Origin of the sequence: Micromonospora sp. NPDC049799, from assembly GCF_040656655.1 — a bacterium.
GTDB lineage: Bacteria > Actinomycetota > Actinomycetes > Mycobacteriales > Micromonosporaceae > Micromonospora.
Genome location: NZ_JBFAMU010000303.1, coordinates 1 through 5,983 on the forward strand (window position 1 = coordinate 1; position 5,983 = coordinate 5,983).

At 74.1% G+C, this 5,983-nt stretch carries 6 protein-coding genes; 3 read left to right on the plus strand and 3 right to left on the minus strand.

Features of this window, described 5'->3' with window-relative positions:
* A partial coding sequence (locus AB0I76_RS20500; RefSeq protein ID WP_357037680.1) for a glycoside hydrolase family 3 N-terminal domain-containing protein occupies positions 1-959 on the minus strand: 959 nt, incomplete at its 3' end.
* 167 nt (positions 960-1,126) lie between these two features.
* Here AB0I76_RS20500 and AB0I76_RS20505 point away from each other — a divergent pair.
* The gene (locus AB0I76_RS20505; protein ID WP_357037683.1) at positions 1,127-2,302 is read left to right on the plus strand and encodes an ROK family transcriptional regulator; all 1,176 of its coding nucleotides are present in this window, start codon (positions 1,127-1,129) and stop codon (positions 2,300-2,302) included.
* A 93-nt stretch (positions 2,303-2,395) separates the two neighbouring features.
* On the opposite strand, the gene AB0I76_RS20510 is transcribed toward AB0I76_RS20505, so the two are convergent.
* Together AB0I76_RS20510 and AB0I76_RS20515 are read right to left on the minus strand one after the other, a co-directional pair.
* Positions 2,396-3,412 (minus strand): ABC transporter permease subunit, encoded by a 1,017-nt coding sequence (locus tag AB0I76_RS20510; protein ID WP_357037685.1) that lies wholly within the window; start codon positions 3,410-3,412, stop codon positions 2,396-2,398.
* Positions 3,409-4,407: an ABC transporter ATP-binding protein gene (locus tag AB0I76_RS20515; protein ID WP_357037688.1), complete on the minus strand. Its 999-nt coding sequence runs from the start codon at positions 4,405-4,407 to the stop codon at positions 3,409-3,411. Before AB0I76_RS20515 ends, AB0I76_RS20510 begins: the two co-directional genes overlap by 4 nt.
* A 55-nt stretch (positions 4,408-4,462) precedes the next feature.
* Between AB0I76_RS20515 and AB0I76_RS20520 the strand changes: the two genes are divergently transcribed.
* Together AB0I76_RS20520 and AB0I76_RS20525 are read left to right on the plus strand one after the other, a co-directional pair.
* Complete coding sequence (locus tag AB0I76_RS20520; RefSeq protein ID WP_357037691.1) at positions 4,463-5,380, plus strand: ABC transporter ATP-binding protein; 918 nt, start codon at positions 4,463-4,465, stop codon at positions 5,378-5,380.
* A 12-nt stretch (positions 5,381-5,392) separates the two neighbouring features.
* On the plus strand, positions 5,393-5,983 hold a 591-nt coding region (locus AB0I76_RS20525; RefSeq protein WP_357037695.1), incomplete at its 3' end, for a ribokinase.

Below are 5,983 nucleotides of genomic sequence, written 5' to 3' on the forward strand. Positions count from 1 at the left end.
GACGGCGGGATGCACGACCTCACACTCTCCGGCCCCGACGGACGCCAGAAGGTGTTCGACGAGGTCGGGCGCTGGGCCGACGCCTTCCTCGGCGCGCCGATGCAGAGCAGGTCCGCACCGGCGGCCAGGGCGCGGACGGCGGCCGGGCCGATCCCCCCGGCGGCGACCGCCGCACCCTTCATCTCCAGTGCGTCGGTGACGACGGCGCCGGTGAAGCCGTACTCGCCGCGCAGCAGGTCGACCAGCACGGCCCGGCTGAAGGTGGCCGGACCGTCGCCGGTCAGGGCCGGCACCCGGATGTGGGCGGTCATCACCGCCCGCGCGCCCGCCGCGACGACCGCCGCGAACGGCGGCAGGTCGCGCCGGCGCAGCACCTCGACGGGTACGTCGACCAGCGGCAGTTCGTGGTGGGAGTCGGCGACCGTGGCGCCGTGGCCGGGGAAGTGCTTGGCGCAGGCGGCGACCCCGGCCGCCTGGAGTCCGGCCACCGCCGCCGCGGCGTGGGCGGCCACCCGGATCGGGTCCGCGCCGAACGAGCGGGTGCCGATGACGGGGTTGTCGTCGGCGCTGTTCACGTCGACGGTCGGCGCCAGGTTGACGGTGATCCCGAGCGCGGCCAGTTCGGCGCCGATCGCCTCGTGGACCCGTCGGGTCAGGGCGGTGTCGCCGATCGCGCCGAGGGCCGCGTTGCCCGGGTACGGGCTGCCGGTGGCGTGCGCCAGCCGGGTCACGTCCCCGCCCTCCTCGTCGATGGCGATCAGCACGTCCGACCGGCCGGCGCGCAGCGCGGCGGTGGTCGCGGCGATCTGGGACGGGTCGTGGATGTTGGTGCCGAACAGGGTGTGCCCGGCGAGGCCCTCGCCCACCAGGTCGACCGCCCAGTCCGGTGGCACCGGCCCCGGGTACGCGGCCAGCAGCGTGCCGAGCACCAGCCGGCGCAGTCCTGGATCGTGCCCCACGTGATCCTCCCTCTTGGTGCCCCGGGGGCACCGTCGTCGTACCGGAGGTGGTGATCGGGGTACCGGGTCGGCCGACCACCGCCGTCCCGGGTGGCCGATACGCTACGGCTACCCGTCCCCAGCTCCGTTTACGGTTAGCAAACTTTATAGAATTTCGAGGACCTGGCATGAGTGCGACCCGGCTGCCCGGCACCCCCCGCCTGTTGCGGGCACTCAACGACCGCGCGGCGTTGGAGTTGCTCCTGGAGCAGGGGCCGCTGACCCGGGCCCGGCTCGGCGAGCTGACCGGGTTGTCCAAGGTCACCGCTTCGCAGCTGGTCGAGCGCCTGGAGGAGCGCGGCCTGGTCACCCGGGTCGGCGAGCAGGCCGGCGGCCGGGGGCCGAACGCCCAGCTGTACGCCGTCCGACCCAACAGCGCCCACGTGGTGGGCGTGGACGTCGGGCCGGACCGGGTCGTGGCGGCCTGCGCGGACATCACCGGCGCGGTGATCGGTCGGGTCGAGCAGTCGACCCGGGACACCGACGACCCGGTGGGCGTGGTGCACAACGCGGTGGTCAAGGCGGCCAGCAGCGCCCAGGCGCAACTGTCGAGCGTCCGGCGGATCGTGCTGGGCACCCCCGGCCTGGTGGACCCGGGCAGCGGTGACATCACGTTCGCGTTCAACCTGCCGCGCTGGCACAGCGGCCTGCTCGCCGCGCTGCGCGACGACCTGCACACCCCGGTGGTCTTCGAGAACGACGTGAACCTGGCCGCGATGGCCGAGGCCCGTTCCGGCGCCGCCCGGGGCGTACCGGACTTCGTCCTGGTCTGGGTGGGAGCCGGCGTCGGTCTGGCGATCATGCTGGGTGGACGGCTGCACCACGGCAGCAGTGGCGCGGCGGGCGAGATCGGTTACCTGCCGGTGCCCGGCGCGCCCATCCCGCGGGACGTCTCCCGCCGGGCCAAGCCGGCGTTCCAGCAGCTGATCGGAGCGGACGCGGTCCGCGCGCTGGCCCGCGAGCACGGATACCCGGACTCCTCGGCCGCCGGTGGGGTACGCGCGGCGATCGCCGACGGCACGGCCGGCGGCCCGATGCTCGACGAGGTGGCCCGCCGGCTCGCCCTCGGTGTGGCGAGCACCTGCGTCGTGCTGGACCCGCCGCTGGTGGTGCTGGCCGGTGAGGTGGGTCAGGCCGGCGGGGCGGCGCTGGCGGAGCGGGTGCAGCACGAGGTCGCGGCGATCACCCTGGTGCGTCCCCGCGTGGCGCCCACCGGGCTGACCGAGGAGCCGATCCTGAGCGGCGCGCTGCACACCGCGCTGGACGCCGTACGGGACGAGGTGTTCGGGTCCACGGTCGGCTGACCGGGTGCCGCCGCCGTCCGCCATGTGAAGGAATATTTCACCTGAGGCCCGGGTGCTGCAAGGAGTTGCCGCACCCGGGCCGCTCCGGAGGGATCAGACGAGGTCGCGGCGGCGGAACACCGCGAACGCCGCGCCGGTCAGCGCCAGGGTCACCACGAGCAGCACGACCAGACCCGGCCGCCAGGTCATCACGTAGGACGGGTCGCAGACCCAGCCGATGCCCCCGTCGGGGCAGGCCCGGCTGTCCCAGAACGTCGCCCGGCCGGTCAACCAGGCCTGCAGGTAGCTGGAGAGCATCAGCTGGTCGGGTCGCCGGGCGTCGAGGATCGTCAGCACCAGTCGCGCGCCCAGCTCCCACAGGACCGCGTACGCGGCGACCGCGCCGAGCGCCGCCGAGGTGTGCCGGCCCAGCGTGGCGATGGCGAACCCGATCGCCGAGGAGAGCAGCACCAGCAGCATCCCCCGGCCCCAGATCACGCCCAACGATCGCCAGAACTCGTCGTCGAGGACGCCGGGTTGCCCGGCCGCCTGCGCGATGAGCCAGAACGTTCCCAGGTACGCGGCCGACGCCACCAGTGCCAGCACCGCCACCGTCCCGAGCAGCGTGCCCAGCTTGGCGCCCAGCACGGCCAGCCGGGCCGGTCGCCAGAGCAGCAGGTTGACGACCCCGCCGGAGTTCAGGTCCGCCCCGATGTAGGAGGCGCCGACCAGGAACCCGAACAGCACCAGGAACGCGATGAGGAAGTAGAGCAGCGGGCGCGCCTCCTGGGCGAACGTGAAGACCCCGTAGAGGAAGTCCGCCGCCACCGGCAGCCGCTCCATCCGCCCCGGGTCGATCTCGCTGCAGTTCGCGGGGTAGTACTGGTCGACCTCCTCCGTCGGCAGGGCCCCCCGCTCCCGGGTCAGGCACCGTTCGTACGTCAGCTCCAGATCGCGTCGCGCGTCGGCCGCCTGCCGCTGCGCGTCGGACACCTCGGCGACGGTCGGCCGGTGCGAGTTGGCCAGGGTGGTGGCCGCGGTGATGCCGAAGGCCGCCACCAGCAGGACGAGCATGAGCTGCACGAAGCGCCGGGCGGCCAGGCGCTCCAGCTCGGCACGGACCAGGTTCACGCGTCCACTCCTGAGGCGTCGAGGTCGATGATCGCGTCGTCGGGGCGGGTCGTGCCATCCCCCTGGCGGGGCACAGTCGGGTGCGGTGCGGTGCCGGTCAGCTCCAGGAAGACGCTCTCCAGGTCCGGCCGCAGCGGGGTCAGCTCGCGCAGCCAGACGCCCTGCTCGCCGAGGAGCCGGCTGATCTGGGTGGCGTCGGCGACGTCGGTCACCACCAGGTGGTCCGGGTGCCCGACGACCGTCAGGTCGGCCGCCCGCAGCAGCTCCGTGGCCCGTTCCGGGTCGTCGACCCGGACCAGCACCTCGTGCCGGTCGAAACCGGCCAGGACCTCGTCGACCGGGCCGGCCGCCACCCGGCGGCCGCGCGAGATGATCGTCACGTGGTCGCAGATCAACTGGATCTCGGCCAGGATGTGGCTGGACACCAGCACCGTCACGCCCGCGTCCGCGAGGGTGCGCATCAGGTCCCGCATCTCCCGGATGCCGGCCGGGTCCAGCCCGTTCGCCGGCTCGTCGAGGATCAGCAGCTCCGGATCCTTCAACAGGGCCGAGGCCACCGCCAGGCGCTGCTTCATGCCCAGCGAGTAGCCCTTGACCCGGTCGTGGCCCCGGTCGCGCAGGCCCACCTGCTCCAGAACCTCGTCCACCCGGCTGACCGGCACCCCGCCCGCCCGGGCGAGCAGGCGCAGGGTGCGGTGGCCGGTGAAGTTGCCGAAGAACTGCGGGCTCTCCACGATCGCGCCGACCCGACCGGTCACCCGCGTCAGGCGCTCCGGCGAGCGTTCCCCGAGCACCGCCATCCGGCCGGCGTCGGCGCGGACCAGCCCGAGCAGGGCGCGCAGCGTGGTCGTCTTGCCCGACCCGTTGGGGCCGAGGAAGCCGTGGATCTGCCCGGCCTCGACGACCAGGTCGAAGCCGTCGACGGCCACCCGGCGCCCGTGCCGCAGGGTGTGGAAGGTCTTGCGCAGACCCTCGATCTCGATGACCGCGCTCATCCGCGCGGCTCCCTTCTCCGACCGGGCATCCGGCGTCCTCCGGCTGTGGTGATCAATGACACGGCGCCCCACCCTATGGCCAGGACACCGCCCGTGGGGGGCACCACGTGCTGCGTGGTTGGATGGGCGGGTGACTGGTGACCTGATCCCCGGCGCCCGTGGCGCCGCACCCGCACCCTCTCCCGTGGACGCGGATCTGGTGGTCAGCCTCGACGGCGTCGCCGTACGCCGGTCCGGCACGGCGCTGCTGCACGACGTGGACTGGCGGGTCGAGCTGGACGAGCGCTGGGTCGTGCTCGGCCCCAACGGTGCCGGGAAGACCACCCTGCTGAACCTCGCCGCCGGGCGACTCCACCCGACCGGCGGCACCGCACACGTGCTCGGCGAGCGCATCGGCCGCACCGACGTCACCGAGCTGCGCACCCGGATCGGCCTCTCCACCGCCGCCCTCGCCGAGCGACTGCCCGCCGACGAGCGGGTCACCGACGTGGTGGTCACCGCCGCCTGGTCGGTCGTCGGGCGCTTTCGGGAGAGCTACGACCCCGGCGACGAGGCCCGGGCCCGCGCGCTGCTCGGCCAGCTCGGTGTCGCCGCCCTCGCCGACCGCACGTACGGCACCCTGTCGGAGGGGGAGCGCAAGCGCGTCCAGATCGCCCGGGCGCTGATGACCGACCCCGAACTGCTGCTGCTCGACGAGCCGGCCGCCGGGCTCGACCTGGGTGGCCGGGAGGACCTGGTCGCCCGCCTGGCCGACCTGGCGTACGACCCGGACGCCCCGGCGCTGGTGCTGGTGACCCACCACGTCGAGGAGATCCCGCCGGGCTTCACCCACGCGCTGCTGCTGCGCGAGGGCGGGGTGGTGGCGCAGGGGCTGCTGGCCGACACGCTGACCGGCGACAACCTGTCCAAGACGTTCGGCCTGCCCCTGCTGGTCGAGCGGCACGGCGACCGGTACACCGCCCGCGCCGCCTGAGGAGGTACGCGCGTGCCGCAGACCCGGATCGTCGTCGTGGGCAGCGCCAACATGGACCTGGTGGCCACCGCCCCCGCCCTGCCCCGTCCGGGGGAGACCGTACTGGGCACCGACTTCGTGATGGTGGCCGGCGGCAAGGGCGCCAACCAGGCGGTCGCCGCCGTCCGGGCCGGCGCCTCCTGCGCGTTCCTCGGGGCGATCGGCTCCGACTCCTTCGGGGTCACGCTGCGCGCCAGGATCACCGCCGCCGGAGTGGACACCAGCCGGCTCCGGGTCACCTACGGCACCTCCGGTGTGGCCCTGGTCATGGTCAGCGCCGACGGCGAGAACGCGATCGTGGTGAGCCCCGGCGCGAACGCCTCGATGACCGGCCTAACGGAGGACGAGCGCTCCCTCGTACGCGCGGCCGACGTCCTGGTGGCCCAGCTGGAGATCCCGGTCGAGACGGTGACCGAGGCGGCGCTGGCCGCCCGGGACGCCGGCACCCGGGTCGTGCTCAACGCCGCGCCGGCCCGACCGCTCCCGGCGGAGCTGCTCGCCGCCACGGACCTGCTGGTCGTCAACGAGGGCGAGGCGCACGCGCTCACCGGGCGGGGGAGCGAC